Annotated in this window: 1 protein-coding gene; it reads right to left on the reverse strand. The window is 47.0% G+C overall.

Annotation, left to right across the window (positions count from 1 at the left end):
• The coding region (locus PG840_RS16790) for a phosphoenolpyruvate-utilizing N-terminal domain-containing protein (RefSeq protein ID WP_330674159.1) at positions 1-482 on the reverse strand (482 nt) is incomplete at its 3' end.
• Positions 483-564 lie beyond the last annotated feature (82 nt).

Below are 564 nucleotides of genomic sequence, written 5' to 3' on the forward strand. Positions count from 1 at the left end.
TCATCTGCTGCCACGATCACCGGTTCATCTGCCACAACACCGCTTTCCCCGGCATCCGAAAGGATACCGAGAAGTCGGTCCGATACATCTTTTACATCGGCCGCACGTCCCTGCATGTAAGCATCATCCATAGATGCAAACATCCGGGAGAAGTTATCTCCTGTCGTCGCAACAGCATACTCTGCGTTGACTTCCTGGGTGGTAATAATATTCTTAATCGAATCCACATAATCCAGATCCATCAGCATCATCTGATGTACTTCAAAAATTGCCGCATTGGCTTCTCCTACATCTTCCATTGCCTTGTCATACAACTCACCGAGCTGTGCGATCGCAGTCTCCTGGGCATCCTCAAAACGTGCCACCTCTGCTTCGGTATCCTCTACACGATACCGTCTTACCTGCTTTTCCTGTCTTTTATAGAAAGCAATCTTCCCGATGGCTACGCCACCAAAAACACTTTTACCACTTAGTGTAATCATAATCCTACAGATTCTCCTCTAATACTTTCTGGATTTCCGCGATTGCTTCTTCTTCGTCTTCGCCTTCAGCTGTGATGATAAC

This window comes from Coprococcus sp. AM97-35, assembly GCF_027697525.1.
Lineage (GTDB): Bacteria > Bacillota > Clostridia > Lachnospirales > Lachnospiraceae > Allocoprococcus > Allocoprococcus comes.